A 23,436-nucleotide genomic window follows, 5' to 3' on the forward strand; every position below is an offset into this window, starting at 1 on the left:
CTGTTTCTCAGTCAGCCGTGTCGCGGTCGGCACACGCCGGCCTCATCCTACCTGATCGGGTGACCAGGCCAGGAGCACCGCTCCGGCGTCAGCAGGCACAACGGCCAGCCCGCGACGGACATTCCGTCGCCGGGCCTGCGGCCGGTACCCGATTTCCCGCCACCAGTTTTCCGATTCTCTGGCGCACCACCCGTCACAGCAGTCATCATTGGTCACACGCGCACCACTCGGTGGTCGAGGTCGTAGGGGAAGACGTACCTCGCTCTCCGGGAGGTCACCGTGCCAACGCGTGGCGTCGTATACGTCCACTCGACCCCGCTCGCCGTGTGCCCTCACGTCGAATGGGCCATATCGCGCGTCCTCGTGGCGCCGGTCAACCTGCACTGGACGGCGCAGCCTCTCGACCCGAGCGGCCGCCGAGCCGAATGCGGCTGGACCGGTCGACCGGGGACCGGGGCCGAACTGGCCGCTGCCCTCCGGCAGTGGCCGATGATCCGTTTCGAGGTCACCGAGGAACCGAGCCCAGGGGCCGACGGCGAGCGCTACATGCACGTACCCGGTCGCGGGCTGTTCCGGGCGACCATCGGCGCGGCCGGTGACATCCAGCTCGGCGAAGACCGGATCCGAGCCATCCTCGCCGCCTCCCCGGCACCCGAAGCCATCGCGCACGCCCTCGACAAAGCCATGGGTACGGCCTGGGACACCGAACTGGAGCCGTACCGGCACGCCGGCGAAGGCGCCCCGGTGACCCTGCTCACCCGGGTCGGCTGACCAGCGGTCGGGCGGTCACCCACGCGGATGACCCGGCTCGGCCCGGCGGACCGGCGTGGTGTCAGGTTGCCGCCGCCCCCGTAGCCTGATGTGATGGCCGGCGTGTTCTCATCACCCCGAGTAACTGTTGCCCTCGCCATGTTCGCCGTACTCGGCGTCACGAGCGGCTGCGCCGGCACTGGTACCGCCGTGCCGAACCCGAGCCCGAACAGCCCGGACAGCCCGGACGGGCCACCAGCCAGCACAGCGGCCACCAGCTCGAGCCAGTCTCCGGCGGCTCGACTCGCCTCGACCCTCAGTGACGAAGACCTGGTCGGGCAGGTGCTCATGCCGTACGCCTACGGCGCGTCGGCGACCGAGGTCTCGGCCGGCTCGGCGGCGGGGAACCAGCGGCTCGCGGGGGTGGACACCCCGGCCCAGATGATCGAGCGGTACCGCCTCGGTGGCCTGATCCTGGTCGGGTTCTCCGCCGACGACCCGACCGGGAGCAATCAGCCCACCACCAACGTCGACAGCACCACCCAGGTCCGTGCCCTCACCACCGGCCTGCAGGAAGCCGCCGCAGGCCTGCCCGCCGCCACGCTGCCCGCCGCCGGCGACCTGCCGTTGCTGATCGGGACAGACCAGGAGTACGGCATCGTCACCCGGATCACCCAAGGGGTGACCATCCTGCCCAGCGCGATGGCCGCCGGCGCTGCCGGCGAGCCGGCGCTGACCGAAGCCGCCTGGCGGGCCGCCGGCACCGAACTCGCCGCGCTCGGTGTCAACGTCGACTTCGCCCCGGTCGCCGACGTCCTGGGCGTCAACAGCACGGTGATCGGGTCGCGATCCTACGGCGCCGATCCGCGCACCACGTCGGAGCAGGTAGCCGCCGCTGTACGGGGGCTGCGGGCGGCCGGCGTGGCGGCCACCCTCAAACACTTCCCCGGACACGGACACACGGCCGTCGACTCACACGGTGACCTGCCGGTCCTCGCGCAGGACCGGGATGCTCTGGCCGGTGCCGACCTGCCCCCGTTCACGGCGGGCATCGACGCCGGTGCCGGGCTGGTCATGTCCGGGCACCTCGACGTCACCGCCGTCGACCCCGGGGTGGCGGCCACCTTCTCCCGCAAGGTGCTCACCGATTTGCTGCGCGGGGAACTCGGCTTCGACGGGGTGGTGGTCACCGACGGCATGAACATGGCGCCGGCGATGGCCCTGCCGCCGGGCGCGGCGGCGGTAGCCGCGATCAACGCCGGCAACGATCTCATCCTGATGCCGCCGGACCTGGCCGCCGCCCACCGGGGCCTGCTCGACGCGGTCCGGGACGGATCGCTGTCCCGGGCCCGGCTGATCGAGGCGGCCACCCGGGTGCTGACTCTCAAACAGCGGCTGGCGGGGTCTGCGCCGCCGCCCATGTCGGTGCTGGGCGCGGCCGGGCACTACGCGGCTGCGCAGCGTCTCGCCGCGGCCGCCGTCACCCAGGTACGCGGGTCCTGCGGCGGCGTCGCCGAACCGGTGACGGTCAGCGCCTCCGGCGGCCGGGACCGAACCCGGGCGTTGCTGATCGAGGCGCTGCGTGAGCGCGGGGTGGAGGTGGTCGCCTCCGGTGGCACCGTGGTCCACCTGGTGGGGTACGGCGACACCGCTGGCGATCTGCGATCCGATGCCCAGGTGATGGTGGCGATGGACACCCCGTACCTGTTGGCGAAGGCGCGGTCCCCGGTGCTGCTGGCGACGTACTCGTCGAGCGCGGCGTCGATGTCCGCGCTCGCGGCGGTACTCGGCGGCACGGCACCGGCACCCGGCCGGCTGCCGGTGCCGGTGGACGGACTACCGGCCACCGTCTGCGCGGGCTGACCGGCGTCGCACCCGCGTCGCACCCGCGTCGCACCCGCGTCGCACCCCAGCGGCGGCGACCCGACCTGCTCCGGCCGTTGCCGGAGCAGGTCGGCGGGAACGGCGTCGAGAGCGGAACCGGCAGATCTGACTCAGTGGTCATACCTGCGGTCAGACCCGGGTGAAGACCAACGCCACGTTGTGACCGCCGAACCCGAACGAGTTGTTGAGGGCGGCGGGGATGTCCAACGGGCGGGCCTTGTGCGCGGCGACATCGAGATCGAGCTGGTCGTCGGGGTCGTCGAGGTTGATCGTCGGCGGCACCATGCTGTCCCGGATCGCCAGTACCGTCGCGATCGACTCCAGCGCACCGGCCGCGCCCAACAGGTGACCGGACATCGACTTGGTGGCGGTCAGGACCGGGTGGTCGCCGATGGCCTCGCGCAGCGCGGTCAACTCGGCGAGGTCGCCCGCCGGAGTGGACGTGGCGTGCGCGTTGACGTGCACGATGTCGGCGCCGGTCACACCGGCGTCGGCCAGCGCCTTGCGGATCGCCCGAGCCGCCCCGATCCCTTCGGGATGCGGCTGCACCATGTCGTACCCGTCGGAGGTGAGCCCGGACCCGGCGAGCCGCGCGTAGACCCGCGCCCCGCGCGCGGCCGCGTGGTCGGCGCGCTCCAGCACCACGATCCCGGCGCCTTCGCCGAGGACGAATCCGTCCCGGCCCTTGTCCCACGGCCGCGACGCCCGTTCCGGGTCGTCGTTACGGGTGGACATCGCCCGCATCGCGGCGAAGCCGGCGATCGGTAGCCCGTGCACGACCGCTTCGGTCCCGCCGGCCACGACCACGTCGGCGCGACCCGCCCGGATCATGTCCAGGCCGAGCGCGATCGCTTCGGCTCCGGTCGCGCAGGCGCTGGCCACCGAGTGCACGCCGGCCTGCGCGCGCAGTTCCAACCCCACCCAGGCGGCCGGACCGTTCGGCATCAGCATCGGTACGGTGTGCGGCGACACCCGCCGAGCCCCTGAGGCCTCAAGGATGTCGTCCTGGGCCAGCAGGGTGAGCGCGCCGCCGATACCGGAGCCCACGCTCACCCCGAGCCGTTCCCGGTCGACGTCGACGTCCGCCAGCCCGGCGTCCGCCCATGCCTCGCCGGCGGCGATCAACGCGATCGCCTCGGACCGGTCCAACCGGCGCAGCTTGACCCGGTCCAACCGTTCGCTGGGTTCGACCGCGAGCTCGGCGGCGATCCGGACCGGCAGCGACGCGGCCCACTCGTGGGTGAGCGGGCCGATTCCGGATTTCCCGGCGAGCATGGCCTCCCAGGTCGACGCGACGTCCCCGCCGAGCGGGGTGGTCGCGCCGAGCCCGGTGACGACGACGTCGACCATCGTCACGCCTGCGCTTCGATGTAGGCGACGGCGTCGCCCACGGTCTTCAGGTTCTGCACCTCGTTGTCCGGGATCTTCACGCCGAACTTCTCCTCGGCGGCCACCACGACCTCGACCATGGAGAGCGAATCGACGTCCAGGTCGTCGGTGAACGACTTGTCCCCGGCGACGTCGTCCGGGTTGACTCCGGCGACCTCTTCGAGGATCTCGGCGAGGCCAGCGGTGATCTCGTCCTTGGTCATGGGTTCTGTTTCCTCTCGTGGATGGAACTGTGGCGCGAGCTCCGTGTCGGTGGAGCTTACGGGCAGCGAACTACCTGCCCGGCGTAGGTGAGGCCGCCGCCGAAACCGAACAGCAGCACGGGGGCGCCCGACGGGATCTCCCGCCGTTCGACCAGTTTCGACAAGGCCAGCGGCACACTGGCCGCGGACGTGTTGCCGGATTCGACGATGTCCTTGGCGACGATCGCGTTCGGCATGCCGAGCCGCTTGGCGATGCCGTCGATGATCCGGGCGTTCGCCTGGTGCGGCACGAAAGCGGCGATGTCGGCCGGGTCGACCCCGGCGCGTTCGCACGCCTGCAGAGCCAGGGGTGCCAGTGCGGTGGTCGCCCACCGGAACACCGACTGTCCTTCCTGCTCGACGTACGGCCGCCAACCCTCGATCCGGACGGCGTCGCTCTTGTCCGGGGCCGAGCCCCAGACCACCGGGCCGATCCCGCTCGGTTCGTCGCCGCTGGTGGCGGTGACCACCGCCGCGCCGGCACCGTCGCCGAATATGATGCAGGTGGAGCGGTCGGTCCAGTTGGTGAAGTCGGACAGCTTCTCCGCGCCGATGACGATGGCGTTGCGGGCGGCGCCGGCCCGTACGGCGTGGTCGACCGTGCCGAGCGCGTAGCTGAAGCCGGAACAGGCGGTGTTGATGTCGTAGGCACCTGGGGCGTGGATGCCGAGCCGCGCGGCGACCCGGCAGGCCACGTTGGGACTGCGGTCGATCGCGGTGCAGGTGGCGACCACGACGAGGTCGATGTCGGCGGGTGTCAGGCCGGCGTTGGCCAGTGCCTTGTCGGCTGCGGCGGCGGCCATGTCGGAGACGGTCTCCGAGTCGGCGATACGTCGGGTGACGATGCCGACCCGGTCGCGGATCCAGGCGTCGTTGGTTTCCACGAGTTGCGCGAGTTCGTCGTTGGTCACTACCCGCGACGGCTGGTAGTGACCGAGTGCCAGGATCCGTGATCCGGTCATCGTTGCTGCCTTCCCGGCGCGCCGCTGCGGTGCGCCCTCACAGTGGGGATCCGCTGATCCGGGCCAAGGGCTGGCCGGGCGCGACCGGGTCGTCGTGGTGGGCGAGCCATTCGGTGAGTACGCCGTCGTCGTGCGCGCCCACCTCGACCGGTCCTTGCCGGGTGGCGACGTGGCCGATCACCTGACCGGCGGAGAGCGGGTCGCCTTCGGCGAGGCCGGCGGCCGGTTCGAAGATGCCGGCGCTGGCCGAGACGACCACGCGGAACTGCATGGTGGGTTCGTGGCGGGGCACCCGTCCGTGTCGCGCGATCAGGTCGCGCGCCGCAGGCAGGTCGTCCGGTGTCTTCAGGGTCACGATCTCCGGTACGCCCCGGTTCTTGAGTTCCCGCTTGACCAGTCCGGCCAGGGTGCCGGCGGGCGGCAGTTCCAGCACGCCGGTGACGCCGAGATCGGCCAGCCGGTGCATGCACAGGTCCCAGCGCACCGGCGCGGTGACCTGGCGGACGAGGCGTTGGAGCAGCTCACGGCCATGGTCGACGGGTGCGCCGTCGAGGTTGGAGAGCAGGATCTTGCTGGGATCCGCCGGGATGACGCCAGCGGCGACCGTCGCCAGCGCCTGCTCGGCGGGAGCCATGTACGGGGTGTGGAAGGCGCCCGCGACCTGCAGGATCGCCACCCGCGCGCCAGCCGGTGGCTGCCCGGCGAACTTCTCCAGCCGGGCGCTGGCCCCGGCGACCACGATCTGACCGGCACCGTTGTGATTGGCGGCGTGCAGTCCGTGGTCGTCGACGGCGCTCAGGACGTCGGACCGGTCGCCGCCGAGTACGGCGGCCATGCCGGTCGGTTCCACCGCGCACGCGGCGGCCATCTCCCGGCCCCGTACCGCGGCGAGGGTGATCGCCGATTCGGCCGGCAGTGCCCCGGCCAACGCGGCGGCGGCGAGTTCGCCGACGCTGTGGCCGGCGACCACCGCGACGTCGTACAGTCCGCTGCCGCGGTGTCCGGACGGGATGGCACCGGGCAGGTGTTCGGCGGCGAGCAGCGCGGCCGCGACCAGCAGCGGCTGGGTCCGGGCGGTGTCCTTGATCTCGTCCGCGTCGGCGGTGGTGCCCAGCCGTACCAGGTCGACCCCGGCGAGCGCGGACCACCAGCGCAGGCGGGCCTCGGCGCCGGGCAGGTCGAGCCAGGGCAGCAGGAATCCAGGTTTCTGGGAACCCTGACCGGGGGAGAGTACGGCGAGCACGGTCATGACTCTTCCCGATACCGATGGGTCACTTGGGTGTGCTGAGGTACCAATCCGCACTAGCGTCGTTGGAGATATCCTACAAACATCGGCGGACGTGTCTATGATTTGCCGGGATTGCCAGCTAGTGGGGCATTCAATTGGTCGGCCGGCGCAGCGGCGGTGGCGGGTCCAGACGCCCGATCGCCAGCGCCATCTGCAACGCGTACGCGTCCCGGGCCACGAACGGGGACAGGCCGGTCACCTCACCGACCCGGCGCAACCGGTAACGTACCGTGTTGGGATGCACGAACAGGGCACGGGCGGTCGCCTCCAACACGCCACCGGTAGCGAGGAAACCGTCCAACGTCTCCAACAATTCGCCCCCGGCCCTGGCCAGGGCGGCGTACACGTCCCGGCGTAGCCGGCGCCGGGCGTCCGGATCACCGGCGAGCGCCCGTTCCGGCAACAGGTCGCCGGCGGCGACCGGGCGGGGTGCCGCCGGCCAGGCGGACGCCGCCCGGAAACCGGCCAACGCCGCCCGAGCCGACTCGGTCGCCTCGTCGAGACTCGCCACCACCGGCCCGACCACCACCGGGCCGGCACCGAAGGCGTCCAACAACGTGCCGGCCGCCGCGAGGGGATCCGGCGCACCGCCGAGCACCACGACCAGGCGGTCGTTGTGCACCCCACCGATGGTCTCCACCCCGACCCGCCGGGCGGCCCGGTAGACGATGTGCAGGACTGCGGTGACCTCACCGCCGGGCGAGCGGCCGACCACCACCGTCACCGGGGAGGCGTCCGCCCAGCCGAGGGCGGCTGCCCGGCTGGCCAGTACGTCGGAGGAGTCGCCGCGCAGCAGGGCGTCCACCAGCAAGGCCTGCAGCCGGGCGTCCCAGGCCCCCCGCGACTCGGCGGCCCGTGCGTAGACCCGGGCGGCGGCGAAAGCGATCTCCCGGGAGAACCGCAGCACCGCTTCGCGCAGCAGTAGTTCCTCACCCGGGGCGGCCAGGTGCGGCACCTCGGCCTCGACCACGTCGATGGTGACCTTGATCAGCGCCACCGTGTGTTGCAGGCTGATCGACCGGGCCAGCGCCCGGGGTGCCGCGGCGAACACCTCGTCGGAGACGGCCTGCGGGCTGCCGGCGGCCCCGCCGCCTTCCTGCAACCACTCCACCAGCGACCGGACTCCGGCCTGGGCCACCATCATCACCCAGGCGCGCTGGTCGGCCGGGAGTTCCCGAAACCATGGCAGGGTCTCGTCCATCCGCGCCATGCTGGCCGACGCCAGCGCACCGGCCGACCGTTCGATCTGCCGCAGCGTGGCGGCCAGGTCCTGCCCTTCCGGTTTGTCGGGACCGCTTGGGGCGTCCGGCCCGTTCCGCGTGATCGGCACGCTGTCAGCCTGCCACGGCCGGCGGGCGCGCCGACACCGGCCGTGCCACCATGGGCGGGTGATAGCGCGTCCACCGCTGGCCGTGCCGCTGCTGGCGCTGCTCGCACTCGCCCTGTTGACCACGGCGTTGATCGTCGATCCGGTCGCGGTGGCGCGGGTGGACGCCCCGGTCAGCGAGTGGCTGCGGGTCCACGTCGAGCGGCTTCCGGTGCTGGTGGCGATCTTGCGGGTGGTGACCGACCTGGCCGCCACCGTGCCGTTTCTCGCCGCCGGTGCCGGCGCGGCCGTGCTCTTCGCGGCCCGCGCCGACCGGGTACGGGCGGCCTTCTGCGCGCTGGTCACCGTGCTGACGCCCGTTGGCTGGGCACTCGGCCAGTGGCTGCTGCACCGGCCCCGCCCGGTCGACGGGTTCATCACGGTCACCGCGAACGGCTTCCCCAGCGGTCACACCTCGAACGCGGCGGCGGCCGCCCTCGCCGTCGTTCTGCTGACCTGGTCCGGCCTCCGGCCGGCCGGCCGGACCTGGCTGGTCGTGACGGCGGCCGTCACGGTCATCGGCATTGCCGGAACGCGGCTCGTGCTGTTGGCCCATTGGCCGGTTGATGTGGTCGGCGGCGTCCTGTTCGCGACGGTCGTCGTATCGGCGGTTGCCCGGTCGCTTCCGAGGAAAGTACCGGGGGGCCAGGCCACGCCCGATTCCCCGCCTGGCAAGGTGTCGTCTCGGGACGGCTAGTGCGAGGTGAGGAGACCATGATGACGTACGGGGGCGCGGGTCCCAGCGGTAGCGCTGGGACCGATCATCCGGGTGAGTGGGGTCAACCGTCCCCGGGCCGGCCTGCCTCGCCGTACGGCGAGGATCGGATCGAGACGTCCAGCCACCGTTCGGCGTCGACCTGCCGGGCGGACCAGCATGGCTGGGCCGGCGCGCACCGGCACGGCGGGGTACGCCCCCGACGCCGGGCGCTCCGGCGGGAGCGTCCGTCACAGCGGTGGTGTTGATCAAACGGTGGTGTCGATCAGCGGGTACGCCGCCGGACCAGCAGAGCGATCCCGGCCAGGCCGAGGGTGATGCCGACCGCCACCGCGCCGTTGAGCAGCAGTGCCTGACGTAGCTCGCCGAGTGCCCGGCCGAGGTCCTCGCCCGGGGTGAGCGCGTCTTCCGGGATCACTCGTTCACCGCCGCCGATCCCGCCACTGATGCTGTCCGGGCGTTCGGGCAGAGGGGCACCGGCGGCCCGCAACGTCTCGGACATGGTCAACCGGCCGTAGAACCAGGCTGCCGTGGACTTGCTGCCGTCGGGTTGCTCCGCCGGGCGGAACGCCTTGGGTCCGCCCTTCGCCAGTGGATACAGCTCGTATGCCCGGGTCGGCTCGTCGTCGATCAGCACCACCAGGAGATATTTGGGGCCGAGGTCGGCCGGTTCCGGCGAGCTGGTCTGACCTGAGCCGGCCAACCAGTCGACCTGTCCGAGGAGGGCGGCGAACAGCTCCGTGTTGCCGTCGGCGTGCACCGCGAGCGGTTCGGCCAGGTCGTCACCTTCGATGGTGACGGTCGTTGGTGCTGGTGGTGCCGCCTGGGCCGGCGTCCCCGCCAGTGTCGTGACGCCGAGCGCCAGTGTCGTGACGCCGAGCGCCAGAAGCAGCGCACCGGCCGCGACGAAACGGCGGCCTGTCCGCTGTCCCATGGTTGTCTCCCTCGCCCCGCGGCGGTTCGATCTCGTTGACGTGCGCACTACCCCGTCGTGTCCCGGCGTAATCCGTGGTGGTCGGATCCGGCCCTCATTGTGAAAGACTCCGCAGGACGCTGGACGGTTGCATCCAGCGGGCGGATTTTCCGGGAACCATCGGAGACCGTTGGCCGACCAACTAGGAGTCGGCCGTTGGTGGTCCGGGCGCATCTGGCGACAGATGGTATCCGGCGAGCGCGATAGGTGGGGTACAGGGTGGTACGCGTTCGGGCGATGTTGCTCGCGGTGTTGATCGGGATGCTTTCCGTGCTATTCGGAGCGTCGCCGGCACAGGCGCACAACGTCCTCACGGGTAGTGACCCGGCCGACGGTGCCGAACTCGCCGAGGCACCACAATCGGTCCGGCTGACCTTCCTGGCCAAGCTCAACCCGGAGCAGACAACGTTGACCGTGACCGGTCCGGACGGCTCGCCAGCGTCGGTCGGCGAACCGCAGATCGACGGCTCGGCCGTCAGCGTCGCGTTCCGGCCCGGCCCGGCCGGGGTGTACATGGTGGACTACGACGTGCTCTCCGCCGACGGTCATTGGGTGCGAGGCGACCTCGAATTCACCGTGACCGTCGGTGCGCAGCCGAGTCCCGAGCCGAGCCCGAGCCCCGCGCCGAGCCCGAGCCCCGCGCCGAGCCCGAGCGTTGAGCCGACGCCCGGTGCCGACGCTTCGGGTCAGGCGTCGGCCGAGGCTCCGGCCACCAGTTCGTCGCCGCCCGATCCCAACGCCACCAGCTCCGAGCAGACCACCACCTGGTGGCCGTGGTTGCTGCTGGTGGTCGTCGTCGTGGCCGTGGCGGGGTTGGCCGGAGCCTTCCTGGTCCGGCGTCGGCGCTCCTGAGCGAGGCCGGCCGGGTCGGCCACAGCGTGGTCGAGCCCCGCCTGACGCGGCCCGTACGGGCTCAGCCCAGCCGGGCGCGGGCCGCCCGCAACCGCCGCAGCGTACGGTCGCCACCGAGCACCTCGAGCGACTCGAACAGTGGCAGGCCGACGGAGCGTCCGGTGATCGCTACCCGGACCGGTGCCTGCGCCTTGCCCAGCTTGAGACCGCGTTCGGCACCGACCTGCTCCAACGCCGCCTTGAGTGGCTCCGCCGACCACTGCGGCAGCGCGGCGAAGGCGGTGATCGTGGCGTCGAGCAGCTCGGCCGATCCCTCCTTCATCGCCTTGGCCCAGGCGGCCTCGTCGACGACCGGCGTGTCCAGGAAGAGGAAGTCCACGTTGGCGACGATCTCGCTGAGGACGGCGATCCGGGTCTGGGCCAGCGGCGCGACCGCCGCGAACGTCGTGGGGTCGTAGTCGACCGGTCCCCACGGCGGCGCGGCGATCGCCGTACCGGTGGGTGCCCCGGCCTCGCCCACGGGCGCGGCGGATGGCTCTGGCCCGGTGGCGGTCAGCCAGGGCTGGCAGGCGGCGATGAAATCCTCGACCGACAGCGCCCGGATGTATTCGCCGTTGAACGCCCGCAGCTTCTTCTCGTCGAAGAACGCCGGGGACGGGTTGACCGCGTCGAGCCGGAACTCCTCCTCGATCACCGACCAGGGGACGATCTCCCGGTCGTCGCTCGGAGCCCAGCCGAGCAGCATCAGGTAGTTACGCATCGCGTCGGCGAGGTATCCCTCGTCGCGGTAGGCCTCCAGGGCGACCTTGTCCCGGCGCTTGGACAGCTTCTGGCGTTTCTCGTTGACCACCACCGGCACGTGGGCCCACACCGGCGGCTTGACCCCGAGCGCCTCCCACAGCAGTTGCTGCTTGGGCGTGTTGGGCAGGTGTTCCTCGGCGCGGATCACGTGGGTGATCCCCTGGGAGATGTCGTCGACCACGTTGGCGAGCAGGAACACCGGCGAGCCGTCGCCACGGGCGATGACGAAGTCCTCGATCAACTTGTTGTCGAACGCCGGTTCGCCGCGGATGAGGTCCAATACCACCGTGGTGCCGGTGTCGGGGGTACGGAATCGCAGCGCGCGCCCCGGGCCGGCCTCGAGGCCTCGGTCACGGCAGAAACCGTCGTACCCCCGGTATTCGCTGCCGGTGCGGGCCTGCACGTCGGCGCGGGCGCAGTCGCAGTAGTAGGCGCGGTCGGCCTGGCGTAGCCGCTCGGTGGCGGCTCGGTGCTCGCCGGCGTTGGTGGACTGGAAGTGCGGGCCTTCGTAGCTGCCGCGGCGGATGCCGATCCAGTCGAGCGCGGTGAGGATGCCCTCGATCCATTCGGGGCGGTTGCGGGCCGCGTCGGTGTCCTCGATCCGCAGCACGAACACGCCGCCGTGCTGCTTGGCGTAGATCCAGTTCTGCAGGGCGGACCGTGCCCCACCGACGTGGAACATCCCGGTGGGCGAGGGGGCGAAGCGTACGCGTACCGTCACGTGCTCCAGCCTACGGCCCGCCGGTCGCCGGTCGCCGGTCGGTCCGGGAGGCGGCCCGGCCTCCGGCCGCTCCTCGGGCACTGCTGACATTGACCGATTCACGAAGGCTGCACCTTTTGAGGTTATTGTGCTTTACGCTGCGGCTGTCATGACCGAGTAGGCGGAGGCGGCAGGCGGATGATCCTCATCGAACGCAGCGGACGGGTCGAGGCACCGATCGACACCGTCTGGGCGGTGATCCGGCAAGCTGAGCTGCTCCCCGAATGGCTCGCCGGGGTGCGGCAGGCCGAGGTGGTGCCCGGCGACGGCCCCGGTAGGCGGATGCGCGTGCACACCGTCGACGGCGCCGCCGCCGACGCCGAGGTCATCGAATTCCAGCCGCCCAAACTGATCGCCTGGCGGGAACGGGCCGCCGGACCCGGCCTGTGGGCCGAGAGCCGCACCGAGGTCCAGGTCGAGCTGACCCCGGAAGGGGACGGCACCGCCGTCCGGTTGACCGTCGTACGGTGGCCCGCCGGCCAGGTCAGCGCCGCGTTGCTGCGACTCGGCAAGCACCGGGTCGGCGCCGACCTGGAGTCGTCGCTCGGCCGCCTCGGCGAACTCGCCGCCTCCCGACACGTCGCCGACCTCTGCTGACCGGCGTTGGGTCACCCCGACCAGATGCCCGACGGGCCCGGCCGAACCTTCGACCGGGCCCGTCACCTCTCGTCATCCGCGCTTCGTCGTCCGCACAGTTTCGTCCGCGAAGTGTCGTCCGCGATCAGGAGTCCCCGCCGGTCTCCCCGACCGGAGCGGCGTTGACGTCGTCGATCGCGTACTTCTTGGCGGCGCCCGCCGGCACCTCGGCCGCCACCTCACCGCTGACCGCCAGTTGGCGCAGCGTCGCCACGGCCACCGACTCCGCGTCGACGTGGAAGTGCCGGCGCAGCGCGTGCCGGGTGTCCGACAGGCCGAACCCGTCGGTGCCGAGCGAGGTGTACGCGCCCGGGATCCACCGCGAGATCAGGTCCGGCACCGCCCGCATCCAGTCGCTGACCGCCACCACCGGCCCGGCGGCGTCGGCCAGGGCGGTGTGTACGTACGGCACCCGCTGCTCGCCACCCGGGTTGAGCAGGTTGTGCTCCTCGCAGGCGATGGCGTCACGACGCAGCTCGGTCCACGAGGTCACCGACCAGACGTCGGCCGCCACCTGCCAGTCCTCGGCGAGCAGCTGCTGGGCCTTGAGCGCCCACTGCATGCCTGTGCCGGAGGCGAGGATCGTCGCCCGGGGTGCCTCGCCGCCGTCGGCCCGACTCACCTGTGGAGCCGGCGAGTACCGGTAGATGCCCTTCAACAGTCCTTCGACGTCGAGGGAGTCCGGCTGGGCCGGCTGCAGGATCGGCTCGTTGTACACCGTCAGGTAGTAGAAGATGTTTTCCGGCGACTCGCCGTACATCCGGTGCAGGCCGTTCTCCACGATGTGCGCGATCTCGAACGCGAACGCCGGGTCGTAGGCCACCACCGCCGGGTTGGTCGCGGCGAGCAGGTGCGAGTGACCGTCCTCGTGCTGCAGGCCTTCACCGTTGAGCGTGGTCCGCCCGGCGGTGGCACCGAGCACGAACCCCCGGGCCATCTGGTCGGCCGCCGCCCAGAAGGCGTCGCCGGTGCGCTGGAAGCCGAACATCGAGTAGAAGATGTACAGCGGGATCATCGGCTCGTCGTGGGTGGCGTACGAGGTGCCGGCGGCGGTGAACGACGCCACCGAGCCAGCCTCGTTGATCCCCTCGTGCAGGATCTGCCCGGCGGTGGACTCCTTGTACGACAGGAACAGCTCCCGGTCCACGGCGGTGTACTTCTGCCCGTGCGGCGAGTAGATCTTCTGCGTCGGGAACAGCGAGTCCATGCCGAAGGTACGGGCCTCGTCCGGGATGATCGGCACCCACCGCTTGCCGAACTCGCGGTCCTTCATGATGTCCTTGAGCAGCCGGACGAAGGCCATCGTGGTGGCGACCTTCTGCTTGCCGGAGCCGCGCTTGACGTCGCCGAAGCGTTCGCTGTCCGGGATCGCCAGCGGGCGGCCTACGGTCCGCCGGGTCGGCACGTACCCGCCGAGGGCCTTGCGGCGCTCCTGCAGGTAGGTCATCTCCGGGGAGTCGTCGGCCGGGCGCAGGTACGGCGGAAGGTAGGGGTTCGCCTCCAGTTGCTCGTCCGGGACGTCCAGGTAGAGCCGGTCCCGGAACGTCTTGAGGTCGTCCAGGGTCAGCTTCTTCATCTGGTGGGTGGCGTTGCGGCCCTCGAAGTGCTGGCCGAGCGTCCAGCCCTTGATCGTCTTGGCCAGGATGACCGTCGGCTGGCCGGTGTGCTCGGTCGCCGCCTTGTACGCCGCGTACAGCTTGCGGTAGTCGTGCCCGCCGCGCTTGAGGTTCCAGATCTCGTCGTCGGACAGACCCTCGACCATCTTGCGAGTGCGCGGATCGCGGCCGAAGAAGTGCTCCCGTACGTACGCCCCGGATTCGGCCTTGTACGTCTGATAGTCGCCGTCCGGCGTGGTGTTCATCAGGTTGACCAGCGCGCCGTCGGTGTCGGCGGCCAGCAGCGGGTCCCACTCCCGACCCCAGACGACCTTGATCACGTTCCAGCCGGCGCCCCGGAAGTAGGCCTCCAGCTCCTGCATGACCTTACCGTTGCCGCGTACCGGGCCGTCCAACCGCTGCAGGTTGCAGTTGATCACGAAGGTGAGGTTGTCCAGCTCCTCGCGCGCGGCCAGGCCGATCGCGCCCAGCGATTCCGGCTCGTCCATCTCACCGTCGCCGAGGAACGCCCATACGTGCTGGTCGGAGGTGTCCTTGATGCCCCGGTGCTGCAGGTAGCGGTTGAACCGGGCCTGGTAGATGGCGTTGATCGCGCCGAGACCCATCGAGACGGTGGGGAACTCCCAGAAGTCCGGCATGAGCCGGGGGTGAGGGTAGGACGGCAGCCCACCGCCGGCCCCGGCGTGAGAGAGCTCCTGGCGGAAGCCGTCGAGTCGCTTTTCCGACAGCCGGCCCTCGACGTACGCCCGGGCGTACATGCCGGGGGAGGCGTGGCCTTGGAAGAAGATGTGGTCGCCGCCGCCGGGATGGTTCTTGCCGCGGAAGAAGTGGTTCATGCCCACTTCGTAGAGGGACGCCGCGCTGGCGTAGGTCGAGATGTGGCCGCCGACGCCGATCTCCGGCCGCTGTGCGCGGTGCACGAGCACAGCGGCGTTCCAGCGGATGTACGCGCGGATCCGCCGCTCGATCATCTCGTCGCCGGGGAACCAGGGTTCGCGTTCCGGCGGGATGGTGTTGATGTAGTCGGTCGTGGTCAGCGGCGGCACCCCGACCTGACGCTCCCGAGCCCGTTCGAGCAGGCGCAGCATGACGTACCGGGCGCGTTTGGCACCGCGTTCGTCGATCACTCCGTCGAGTGACTCGACCCATTCGCTGGTTTCTTCAGGGTCGATGTCCGGAAGCTGGCTCGGCAGGCCGTCGCTGATCACCGGGCGCTTGCGTTCCGTGGCCACAGGCGTTCCCTCAGTTGTGTGTGGGATAGGTCTCTACCGACCCATCCTGCCCCCTGAAGGCCGGTTGCGTCACGCGTGGCCGCCATAGAGGCGATCTGAGACACAGATACTTGTCGGTAACCGAGGGGTCCGGCCAGCGGTGACGGCCGACTGCACGGTGCGACGGCGGCCCGAGACGTCAGCCGGAAGACTAGCCGGCGAGGAACGAGAAGCGGACCTTGCGGTCGGCGTTGTCGCCGTTCGGGTCGACCAGGCAGATCGACTGCCAGGTGCCCAGGGCGAGCCGTCCACCCAGCACCGGCAGGGTGGCGTACGGGGCGACGAACGCCGGCAACACGTGGTCGCGGCCGTGCCCGGGGGAGCCGTGCCGGTGCCGCCACCGGTCGTCGGTCGGCAGTACGTCGTCCAGTGCGGTGAGCAGGTCGTCGTCGGAACCGGCACCGGTTTCGATGATCGCGATCCCGGCGGTGGCGTGCGGCACGAACACGTGCAGCAGCCCGTCGCCACGCCCGGCGACGAAGCGTCCCGCCTCGGCGGTGATGTCCCGTACCGCCGGGCGGGTACCGGTCCGGATCGCGATCACCTCGGAGTCCATGCCGCCAGTCTGCCATCCGAGCCTTCGCCGGGTGGCGCGCGGCGAACGCCGCGCGCCACCCGCGGCAGCGGTGCGTGCTCAGACCGCGATGTCGCGCCGGGTGAAGCGCCAGGTGCCGGCCGCGACCAGCGCGGCCGCGACACCGAGGAGCAGCAGTACGCCGCCCGCCTGCACCCCGTTGACCAGCGGGTCCCCGGCCAGGTACCAGCGGAACGGGGAGAGACTCCGGGTCCATTCCAGCGCCTCGACCTGGGGCAGGACGGCGTTGGCCAGGTAGCCGAGCACGGCGACCACGGCGCCGACGCCGAGCGCCGTGGCGCGGCTGCCGGTGGCGGCACCCACCCCGTACGCCAAGGCGGCGAACGCGATGCCGAACAGCACCAGGTGCAGACTCATCGCGGCCAGTTCGCCGACTCCGACGGCGGTGAACTCGGCCGGCCCACGGATCGCGATCAGGGCCAGCCAGAGCAGCGCGCCGGTCAGCGCCAGCCAGACCGCCACGGCGGCGAACCGCTGCAGCGCGGCCTTCGCCCGGCCGACCGGGTGGGCCAGCAGCAGATCCAGCGAGCCGGCCTCCTCGTCGCCGGCGATCACCCGCGCTCCGGCGGTGATCCCGAAGACCGCCACCAGCAGTGGGATCAGCAGGCCGAAGACGGCGCTACCGAGGTAGCCGGCGGGGCTGGTGACGTCGTTGAAGTTGAACGCCTCCAGCATCCCCTCCGGGTAGGCCGCCATCGCCTCGGCCATCTCCGGCGTCTGCATCGTCGGCCAGAACGAGGCGTACATGGCGCCGACAGCGGTGATCGCCACGGCCCAGGTCAGCATCGACCGGCTGGTGTCGCGCAGGGCCTTGGTGAACGGGTCAGACAGCAACATCGTCGGCCCCCTCACGGCGGTAGAAGGTGAAGAAAAGCTCTTCCAGGTCGGGCTCCTCCGACAGCATGCTGATCACCGTGTGCCGGCTCGCCGCCTTGATCAGCGCGTCCGCCCGGCCGTCGAGCCGGCAGCGCAGCCGCTCACCGATGGCCACCACGTCGCTGATCCCGGGCACCGCCGCGAACTCGCTGGCGTCGACCGGGGCGTCGAAGACGATCTCGATCTGGCGTACGGCGCGTTCCCGCAGGTCCTCGACCCGCTCGACGGTGACCAGCCGGCCGTCGCGGATGATCCCGACCCGGTCGGCGGTCTGCTGCACCTCGCTCATCACGTGTGAGGACATGAAGACGGTCTGCCCGGCGGCCTTCGCCGCACGGACCATCGCGACGAACTCCTGCTGCAGGAACGGGTCCAGGCCGCTGGTCGGCTCGTCGAGGATGAGCAGCTCGGGGGAGTGCATGAACGCCTGCACGACGCCGACCTTCTGCCGGTTGCCCTTGGACAGTCCTTTGATCCGCCGGCCGAGATCGAGGTCGAGGCGTTCGGCCAGTTCGGTGATCCGGGCCTTGGGCACCCCGCCACGGAGGTTGCCCAGGTAGGTGAGAAGTTCCCGGCCGGTCTGCCGCCCGTCGACGATGAAGTCGCCGGCCAGGTAGCCGATCCGGCGGCGCAACGCCACGCCGTCGGCGCGCGGGTCGAGCCCCAGGACGCGGGCGGTGCCGCTGGTGGGGCGGATCAGGTCCAGCAGGAGCCGGATCGTGGTGGACTTGCCGGCTCCGTTGGGGCCGAGGAAGCCGTACACCTCGGCGGTCTCGACCTGCAGGTCCAGGCCGGTGAGGCCGCGGTTGCGGCCGTACGTCTTGACGAGTCGCTCGGTACGGATGGCCGGTTCAGCCATCGGACCTCGCCTCCTTGCCTGTTCTGGGGTGTTTCCCGGACTGCCGACGCTCCGCTTCGAAGCGTTGGACGATCAACGGCATCTCGCGTTCGATGAACGCGTAGAAGTCGCGCAGGTAGACGAGCCGTTCGCTGGTGCGCGCCTGCGGACCACCGATCAGGTCCACTCCCCGATCCAACAGCTCGCGGAAGATCCGGAACTTGTTGGTGATCTCGGGCTTGGTGAGGCCGGTCGGTTCGATCTGATAGGCCACTCCCCGCCGACCGGGCTGCGGTACGCGGATCACCAGCCCGCCCTGTTCGAGCAGGCGGATGCTGGTGCTGACCGAGCCCTTGGACAGCTCCAGCGCGGCCGCCAGGTCGGTGCTGGTCTGGCTGGGCGGGTCGCAGATCAGCAGCCAGCCGAGGATCTTGCCGGCCGCCGGTGGCAGACCCATTCCGCCCAGTACGACGCCCGCTTCCTCGGCGTAGCGCCGAGCCGGGGGGAGTTCCTCCAACATGATCAACCTCGTTGCAATGTTCAAAAGTTTCTGAACCAAGTGTAGTCAGGTGTGGCAAGCGGCCCCGCATCCACCCGGCGCGGCTGTCCTGCCCGTGGCGGCGCGCCTGCGGCGCGGCTGTCCTGCCCGGTGGCGGCGCGCCTGCGGCGCGGCTGTCCTGCCCCGTGTGGCCATCGCGCGTAGCATCGCGACCATGACCTCCCCGGCCACCAGCAGCGCTGTCGCCTGCCCCGACCCGGTCGAGAGGTGGCACCCGCGCCACCCGGTGGCCGGGGAAGGCGGCGGTCGGTAATGCTGTCCGACGTGACCACTCCGCAGGATCTCGACGAACGGTTCCGCACCGCGGTCGCCACGATGCCCGACGCGGTGGAACGACGCGCCGTCGAGGACCCGGTCCGCGACGGCACCGGCCTAACTGGACGAAGCGCCCTCGCGCTGTTCGACGCACAACTCGCCAGCCGGCATCTCGACCTGGCCAAACGGTGGCTACGCAGCTTCGGCGAGGGGTTCTACACCGTCGGCTCCTCCGGACACGAGGGCAACGCCGCGCTGGCCGCCGTCGTCCGGGTCACCGATCCCGCGTTGCTGCACTACCGCTCCGGCGGGTTCTACTGTGCCCGGCTCGCCCAGGCCACCCCGCCGGCCGAGGACCACATCGACGACGGGACCGACGGCGACGGCGGCGGTCCGGAAACCGATCCGATCGCCGACGCGGCGCGGGACGTGCTGCGGGGGGCGGTGGCCTCCGCCGCCGACCCGATCACCGGCGGCCGGGGAAAAGTCTTCGGCAGCACCGCGCTCAACATCATCCCGACCAGCGGCACCGCCGGCGCCCACCTGCCCCGGGCGGTCGGGCTCGGACTGGCCATCGACCGGATGCGCCGGGTCGCCACCGTCCGGCAACGCCAGCCCGGCCCGGCCCGGACGGTCGGCACCACCCGCCAGTATCTCGAACCGCGCTCCCCCTGGCCGGACGACGCGATCGTCATCTGTACCTTCGGCGACGCGTCGATCAACCACGCCAGCGCCACGGCGGCCCTCAACACCGCCGGCTGGGCCGACCACGCCGGCCTGAAGGTGCCCGTCCTGTTCGTCTGCGAAGACAACGGCCTCGGCCTCAGCGTCCGGTCACCCGACGGCTGGGTCGCCGCCGCGCTACGGTCCCAGCCCGGACTGCGCTACCTCGCCGCCGACGGGTGCGACCTGGTCGACACGTACGACACGGCGGCCGAGGCGGCGGCCTGGGTGCGCGAACACCGCCGACCCGCCGTACTGCACCTGTCCACCGTACGGCTGATGGGTCACGCCGGCGCCGACGCCGAGGCCGTCTACCGCAGCGCCGACGACATCGACCGGGACGTGGCGCGTGATCCGCTGGTCGACACGGCGCGGCTGCTGATCGGCGCCGGCCTGGCCACCCCGGACGAGATCATTTCCCGGTACGACGAAGTCGGCTGGCAGGTCCGCAAGGTCGCCGAGGAAGTCATCGGCGAACCCAAACTGGACGCCGCCGCCCGGATCGTCGCGACCATCGCCCCCCGCCGACCGATCCGCGTCGCCCGGGTGGTCGCCGATACCGGAGCCCGAGCCGCCGGAGCGGCGGCGACGACCCGCGCCGCCACTCTCAGCACCCGGCTTCCGGAAGAACGCGGGCCGTTGACCCTCGCCCAGACGATCAACGCCACCCTCGCCGACGCGCTGCTCACGTACCCGGCGATGACGGTCTTCGGCGCCGACGTCGCCGCCAAGGGTGGTCTGTACGGCGTGACCGCCGGGCTGCGGGACCGGTTCGGACCCCACCGGGTCTTCGACACCCTGCTCGACCAGACCTCCATCGTCGGCCTCGGCCTCGGTGCCGGGCTGGTCGGCCAGCTGCCGGTGCCCGAGATCCAGTACCTGACCTACCTGCACGCCGCGGAGGACCAGCTGCGCGGGGAAGCGGCCGCCGTACAGTTCCTGTCTCAGGGCGGCTACCGCAACCCGATGGTGCTGCGGGTACCCGGGCTGGCCTACCAGGACAGCCTCGGCGGGCACAGCCAGAACGACAACTCCCTCGCCGTCCTGCGCGACATCCCGGGGCTCGTGGTCGCCGTACCGGCCCGGGCCGAGGACGCCGCCGGGCTGCTGCGCTCCTGCCTGGCCAGCGCTGCCGTCGACGGCAGCGTCTGCGTGTTCCTCGAACCGATCGCCCTCTACGACACCCGTGACCTGCACACACCCGACGACGGGCACTGGCTGGCGGCGTACACGCCGCCAGCCGACTGGGGCGGCGGGCACATCCCCGTCGGCCGGGCCCGCACCTACCTGGTCGGCGCCGGCGAGGACCTGACGATCATCACCTTCGGCAACGGCGTACGGATGTCGTTGCGGGTCGCGGCCCGGCTGGCCGCCGAAGGCGTCGGTTGCCGGGTCCTCGACCTGCGGTGGCTCGCCCCGCTGCCGGTGGCCGACATCACCCGGGAGGCGACCGCGACCGGCCGGGTCCTGATCGTCGACGAGACCCGTCGATCCGGCGGGGTCGGTGAGGGAGTGCTGGCCGCCCTCGTCGAGGCCGGGTACGTCGGCGCCGCCGCCCGGGTGGCCGCGCTGGACTCCTACGTCCCGATCGGTCCCGCCGCGCGTCAGGTTCTGGTCGACGAAGATGCCATCACCCAGGGTGCCCGAGCGCTGCTGGCACGGTAAATTCCGGTGAACTCGGTGCGCCACTTGCGCCCGGCCGCACAACTGTGTGAACTACCGGCTATCGGTGTCTGATGGATACCGGCAGCTCAAGACGAGGAGGCAAGCAACAGTGAGCGCGACCGCTGGTCAGGCCGCCGACGGCGTACGGAGCCTGGCGGACCGGTTCGGCATCGAGCCGGGCATGGTGGTCATGGAGATGGGCTATGACGACGACGTCGACCAGGATCTCCGCGACGCCCTGACCGACCGCTGCGGGGAGTTGGTCGACGAGGACACCGACGAGGTCGTCGACGCGGTGCTGGTCTGGTACCGCGATGGGGACGGCGACCTGTTCGAGCTCCTGGTCGACGCACTCGGCCCGCTGGCTGACAACGGTGTGGTGTGGCTGCTGACGCCCAAGGCCGGGCGCGAAGGCCACGTCGAGCCGAGCGACATCAGCGAGTCGGCGCCCAGCGCCGGCCTGCAACAGACTTCGATGGTCAACGCTGGCAAGGACTGGAGCGCCGCCCGGCTGGTGTCGCCGCGTGGTGCCCGGGCCAAGAAGTGAACAAGGGAGAGGCAATGCCCGTCGAGGTGGGAACCGTCGCACCGGATTTCGTGCTGAAGGACCAGAACAACCAGGAGGTCGCGCTGGCCGACTTCCGTGACCGGCGGGCCGTGCTGCTGGTCTTCTACCCGCTGGCCTTCACCGGCACCTGTCAGGGCGAGCTGCAGGCGGTCCGGGACGACATCGACGCCTACGTCAACGACGACGTGCAGACGTTGACCGTCAGCGTCGACTCGGTCTACGCCCACAAGGTCTGGGCGGAGCAGGAGGGCTTCCAGTTCCCGCTGCTCGCCGACTTCTGGCCGCACGGCGCGGTCGCCCAGGCGTACGGGGTGTTCAACGAAGCGGCGGGGATCGCCAACCGGGGAACCTTCCTCATCGACAAGGCGGGAGTGGTCCGGTTCGCCGAGATGAACGGGCCCGGTGAGGCACGCGACCAGCAGGCCTGGCGCAAGGCGATCGCCGAACTCGCCGGCTGACCATCGCGCCGGCTGACCATCGCGCCAGCTGACCATCGCGCCAGCTGACCATCGCCGAGCCCGCCGGTTGATCACCAACCGGCGACTCGAGCGGGACCGGCCGACCGTCCGGCGGGTCCCGCTGACGGCTGGTGCGCCGGGGACGGACGTCCCGGGCCGTGGGAACGCGCCCGCTGATCCCGGCCGGCGGCAGGGTAAGCTGACCGCCACCGGGACGAGAAGTACGGTCATGCCCGGGCGCGTAGCTCAGTGGGAGAGCACTCGCCTTACAAGCGAGGGGTCGCAGGTTCGAAACCTGCCGCGCCCACCCATCACGACCAGCGACGGAACGTCGTCGAGGGTCAGCCAGCCGGCCCGCTGACAGCAACAGCGTTCACGACAGCCCCCATCGCCTCATCCGGGTTCGAATGCCGTTCGGCGCCGCTCCGTGATGCAGGTCGCCAATGGACACATACCGCTCGGCAGCCGTCGGAGTTGGCTGACCGGGTCACTACCCGCTGGCTTGAGCCAGTTGGAAGTCAATGGCGAACACTTGTTGGCGGCTGGCTTGAGCCAGTTGGGGTAACGTGGAGCGTGCTGTTGACCCTAGTGACAGGCGGCAGACATGGACGAGCCGACCAGCACCGACAAGCGACCACCCAGCCGACGCATAGCCGATGACCTGCGCCTAAGCATCCAGGCGGGCGAGTTGGCACCCGGTGGCAAGCTGCCGTCGGAGCGAGACCTTGCCGCCAGGTACGGCACGGCACGCAACACCGCCAGGGAAGCGATCAGCATCCTGCAAGGGGAGGGCCTGGTCGTCGTGCAGCACGGGCGCGGTGTCTACGTCCGCCCCAACCGGCCCCTGATGCGCCTCGGTGCCAACCGCTACTCCCGTCAGCTCCGCAACGAAACGGGACTGTCGCCGTTCCGCATCGAGGTCACGAAACAGGGCCGCGTACCCCGGACCGAATGCCGGTCGGTCACCCGCGACGCCCCACCGCCGGACGTCGCCGAACGCCTCGGCCTTGACGCGAACACCGCGACCATCATCCGGCGGGAGAACTGGTACTTCGCCGATGACGAGCCCGTACAGGTCGGCGTGACGTACATCCCCGTCAACGTCGCCGACGGGTCGCCGCTGGCGACCGAGCGGACCCTCGGCGAGGGCAGCATCTACGCCAGGTTTGAAGAACTCGGCCACCGGATCACCCGCATCCGCGAGGAGATTTCGGCGAGGATGCCGTACCACGACGAGTCGACCGGGTTGGGGATGCCGCCCGGCGTACCGGTCATCGAGGTGCTGCACACCAGCTTCGACGAGCAACACACCCCGTTCGAAGTCACCAGGTTCGTGATGCGCGGGGACCTGAACGGCCTGGACTACGACATGCCCGTAGAGGACTGACAGGATC

Annotated in this window: 20 protein-coding genes, 1 tRNA gene and 1 pseudogene; 10 read left to right on the forward strand and 12 right to left on the reverse strand. The window is 70.9% G+C overall.

Annotated elements, in window-relative coordinates:
* Positions 1 to 279 precede the first annotated feature (279 nt).
* Positions 280 to 771, forward strand: a complete 492-nt coding sequence (locus O7632_RS12915; protein WP_278114331.1) for a DUF3145 domain-containing protein — start codon at positions 280 to 282, stop codon at positions 769 to 771.
* A gap of 93 nt (positions 772 to 864) precedes the next feature.
* Positions 865 to 2,613: a glycoside hydrolase family 3 N-terminal domain-containing protein gene (locus O7632_RS12920; RefSeq protein ID WP_278114333.1), complete on the forward strand. Its 1,749-nt coding sequence runs from the start codon at positions 865 to 867 to the stop codon at positions 2,611 to 2,613.
* Between the two features lie 150 nt (positions 2,614 to 2,763).
* On the opposite strand, the gene fabF is transcribed toward O7632_RS12920, so the two are convergent.
* The 5 genes and pseudogenes from fabF to O7632_RS12945 all read right to left on the reverse strand — a co-directional run bounded on the left by fabF (position 2,764) and on the right by O7632_RS12945 (position 7,853).
* Positions 2,764 to 3,990: a beta-ketoacyl-ACP synthase II gene (gene fabF / locus O7632_RS12925; RefSeq protein WP_278114335.1), complete on the reverse strand. Its 1,227-nt coding sequence runs from the start codon at positions 3,988 to 3,990 to the stop codon at positions 2,764 to 2,766.
* Entirely contained in the window at positions 3,987 to 4,226 is a 240-nt protein-coding gene (locus tag O7632_RS12930; RefSeq protein WP_278114336.1) for an acyl carrier protein, read from the reverse strand. Before O7632_RS12930 ends, fabF begins: the two co-directional genes overlap by 4 nt.
* 56 nt (positions 4,227 to 4,282) lie before the next feature.
* Positions 4,283 to 5,227 (reverse strand): beta-ketoacyl-ACP synthase III, encoded by a 945-nt coding sequence (locus O7632_RS12935; protein WP_278114338.1) that lies wholly within the window; start codon positions 5,225 to 5,227, stop codon positions 4,283 to 4,285.
* Positions 5,228 to 5,264: 37 nt separating this feature from the next.
* Positions 5,265 to 6,470 (reverse strand): acyltransferase domain-containing protein, encoded by a 1,206-nt coding sequence (locus tag O7632_RS12940; RefSeq protein ID WP_278120013.1) that lies wholly within the window; start codon positions 6,468 to 6,470, stop codon positions 5,265 to 5,267.
* A 136-nt stretch (positions 6,471 to 6,606) separates the two neighbouring features.
* Positions 6,607 to 7,853, reverse strand: a pseudogene (locus O7632_RS12945) (helix-turn-helix domain-containing protein).
* A 50-nt stretch (positions 7,854 to 7,903) separates the two neighbouring features.
* On the opposite strand from O7632_RS12945, the gene O7632_RS12950 reads away from it, so the two are divergent.
* Positions 7,904 to 8,578, forward strand: a complete 675-nt coding sequence (locus O7632_RS12950; protein WP_278114339.1) for a phosphatase PAP2 family protein — start codon at positions 7,904 to 7,906, stop codon at positions 8,576 to 8,578.
* A gap of 283 nt (positions 8,579 to 8,861) precedes the next feature.
* Here O7632_RS12950 and O7632_RS12955 read toward each other — a convergent pair whose 3' ends face one another.
* Complete coding sequence (locus O7632_RS12955) at positions 8,862 to 9,530, reverse strand: hypothetical protein (RefSeq protein WP_278114340.1); 669 nt, start codon at positions 9,528 to 9,530, stop codon at positions 8,862 to 8,864.
* A 258-nt stretch (positions 9,531 to 9,788) separates the two neighbouring features.
* Here O7632_RS12955 and O7632_RS12960 point away from each other — a divergent pair, with 258 nt between their 5' ends.
* The gene (locus tag O7632_RS12960; RefSeq protein WP_278114341.1) at positions 9,789 to 10,421 is read left to right on the forward strand and encodes a copper resistance CopC family protein; all 633 of its coding nucleotides are present in this window, start codon (positions 9,789 to 9,791) and stop codon (positions 10,419 to 10,421) included.
* A gap of 61 nt (positions 10,422 to 10,482) precedes the next feature.
* On the opposite strand, the gene gltX is transcribed toward O7632_RS12960, so the two are convergent.
* Positions 10,483 to 11,943, reverse strand: coding sequence for a glutamate--tRNA ligase (gltX, locus tag O7632_RS12965; protein WP_278114342.1), 1,461 nt, complete (start codon positions 11,941 to 11,943; stop codon positions 10,483 to 10,485).
* 177 nt (positions 11,944 to 12,120) lie between these two features.
* Between gltX and O7632_RS12970 the strand changes: the two genes are divergently transcribed.
* Positions 12,121 to 12,579: an SRPBCC domain-containing protein gene (locus O7632_RS12970; protein ID WP_278114344.1), complete on the forward strand. Its 459-nt coding sequence runs from the start codon at positions 12,121 to 12,123 to the stop codon at positions 12,577 to 12,579.
* A gap of 124 nt (positions 12,580 to 12,703) precedes the next feature.
* Here O7632_RS12970 and aceE read toward each other — a convergent pair whose 3' ends face one another.
* From aceE to O7632_RS12995, 5 genes are all read right to left on the reverse strand, one after another.
* Positions 12,704 to 15,466, reverse strand: a complete 2,763-nt coding sequence (aceE, locus tag O7632_RS12975; protein ID WP_347403569.1) for a pyruvate dehydrogenase (acetyl-transferring), homodimeric type — start codon at positions 15,464 to 15,466, stop codon at positions 12,704 to 12,706.
* Positions 15,467 to 15,656: 190 nt separating this feature from the next.
* Positions 15,657 to 16,061: a YjbQ family protein gene (locus O7632_RS12980; protein ID WP_278114346.1), complete on the reverse strand. Its 405-nt coding sequence runs from the start codon at positions 16,059 to 16,061 to the stop codon at positions 15,657 to 15,659.
* A 78-nt stretch (positions 16,062 to 16,139) separates the two neighbouring features.
* Positions 16,140 to 16,937 (reverse strand): ABC transporter permease subunit, encoded by a 798-nt coding sequence (locus O7632_RS12985; RefSeq protein WP_278114347.1) that lies wholly within the window; start codon positions 16,935 to 16,937, stop codon positions 16,140 to 16,142.
* Positions 16,924 to 17,835, reverse strand: a complete 912-nt coding sequence (locus O7632_RS12990; protein WP_278114349.1) for an ABC transporter ATP-binding protein — start codon at positions 17,833 to 17,835, stop codon at positions 16,924 to 16,926. Before O7632_RS12990 ends, O7632_RS12985 begins: the two co-directional genes overlap by 14 nt.
* Positions 17,828 to 18,334, reverse strand: coding sequence for a helix-turn-helix domain-containing protein (locus O7632_RS12995; protein ID WP_278114351.1), 507 nt, complete (start codon positions 18,332 to 18,334; stop codon positions 17,828 to 17,830). The genes O7632_RS12990 and O7632_RS12995 overlap by 8 nt, the downstream gene beginning before the upstream one ends.
* A 291-nt stretch (positions 18,335 to 18,625) precedes the next feature.
* On the opposite strand from O7632_RS12995, the gene O7632_RS13000 reads away from it, so the two are divergent.
* From O7632_RS13000 to O7632_RS13020, 5 genes are all read left to right on the forward strand, one after another.
* A complete protein-coding gene (locus O7632_RS13000; protein ID WP_278114353.1) occupies positions 18,626 to 21,016 on the forward strand; it encodes a transketolase C-terminal domain-containing protein in 2,391 nt (796 codons plus the stop codon).
* Positions 21,017 to 21,125: 109 nt separating this feature from the next.
* Positions 21,126 to 21,563: a DUF3052 domain-containing protein gene (locus tag O7632_RS13005; RefSeq protein WP_278114354.1), complete on the forward strand. Its 438-nt coding sequence runs from the start codon at positions 21,126 to 21,128 to the stop codon at positions 21,561 to 21,563.
* 14 nt (positions 21,564 to 21,577) lie between these two features.
* Positions 21,578 to 22,042: a peroxiredoxin gene (locus O7632_RS13010; RefSeq protein WP_278114356.1), complete on the forward strand. Its 465-nt coding sequence runs from the start codon at positions 21,578 to 21,580 to the stop codon at positions 22,040 to 22,042.
* Positions 22,043 to 22,277: 235 nt separating this feature from the next.
* Positions 22,278 to 22,349 (forward strand) — tRNA-Val (locus O7632_RS13015).
* A gap of 297 nt (positions 22,350 to 22,646) precedes the next feature.
* Positions 22,647 to 23,429 (forward strand): GntR family transcriptional regulator, encoded by a 783-nt coding sequence (locus tag O7632_RS13020; RefSeq protein WP_278114357.1) that lies wholly within the window; start codon positions 22,647 to 22,649, stop codon positions 23,427 to 23,429.
* Positions 23,430 to 23,436 lie beyond the last annotated feature (7 nt).

The organism is Solwaraspora sp. WMMD406 (genome assembly GCF_029626025.1).
GTDB lineage: Bacteria > Actinomycetota > Actinomycetes > Mycobacteriales > Micromonosporaceae > Micromonospora_E.

Excerpts from the sequence above, each read along its gene's own strand:
- O7632_RS13020 (WP_278114357.1), top strand. The coding sequence starts at position 22,647 with ATGGACGAGCCGACCAGCACCGACAAGCGACCACCCAGCCGACGCATA.
- O7632_RS12955 (WP_278114340.1), bottom strand. The coding sequence starts at position 9,530 with ATGGGACAGCGGACAGGCCGCCGTTTCGTCGCGGCCGGTGCGCTGCTT.
- O7632_RS12985 (WP_278114347.1), bottom strand. The coding sequence starts at position 16,937 with ATGTTGCTGTCTGACCCGTTCACCAAGGCCCTGCGCGACACCAGCCGG.
- O7632_RS13010 (WP_278114356.1), top strand. The coding sequence starts at position 21,578 with ATGCCCGTCGAGGTGGGAACCGTCGCACCGGATTTCGTGCTGAAGGAC.
- O7632_RS12920 (WP_278114333.1), top strand. The coding sequence starts at position 865 with ATGGCCGGCGTGTTCTCATCACCCCGAGTAACTGTTGCCCTCGCCATG.
- O7632_RS13000 (WP_278114353.1), top strand. The coding sequence starts at position 18,626 with ATGCTGTCCGACGTGACCACTCCGCAGGATCTCGACGAACGGTTCCGC.
- O7632_RS12935 (WP_278114338.1), bottom strand. The coding sequence starts at position 5,227 with ATGACCGGATCACGGATCCTGGCACTCGGTCACTACCAGCCGTCGCGG.
- O7632_RS12990 (WP_278114349.1), bottom strand. The coding sequence starts at position 17,835 with ATGGCTGAACCGGCCATCCGTACCGAGCGACTCGTCAAGACGTACGGC.
- O7632_RS12930 (WP_278114336.1), bottom strand. The coding sequence starts at position 4,226 with ATGACCAAGGACGAGATCACCGCTGGCCTCGCCGAGATCCTCGAAGAG.
- O7632_RS12970 (WP_278114344.1), top strand. The coding sequence starts at position 12,121 with ATGATCCTCATCGAACGCAGCGGACGGGTCGAGGCACCGATCGACACC.
- O7632_RS12980 (WP_278114346.1), bottom strand. The coding sequence starts at position 16,061 with ATGGACTCCGAGGTGATCGCGATCCGGACCGGTACCCGCCCGGCGGTA.
- O7632_RS12995 (WP_278114351.1), bottom strand. The coding sequence starts at position 18,334 with ATGTTGGAGGAACTCCCCCCGGCTCGGCGCTACGCCGAGGAAGCGGGC.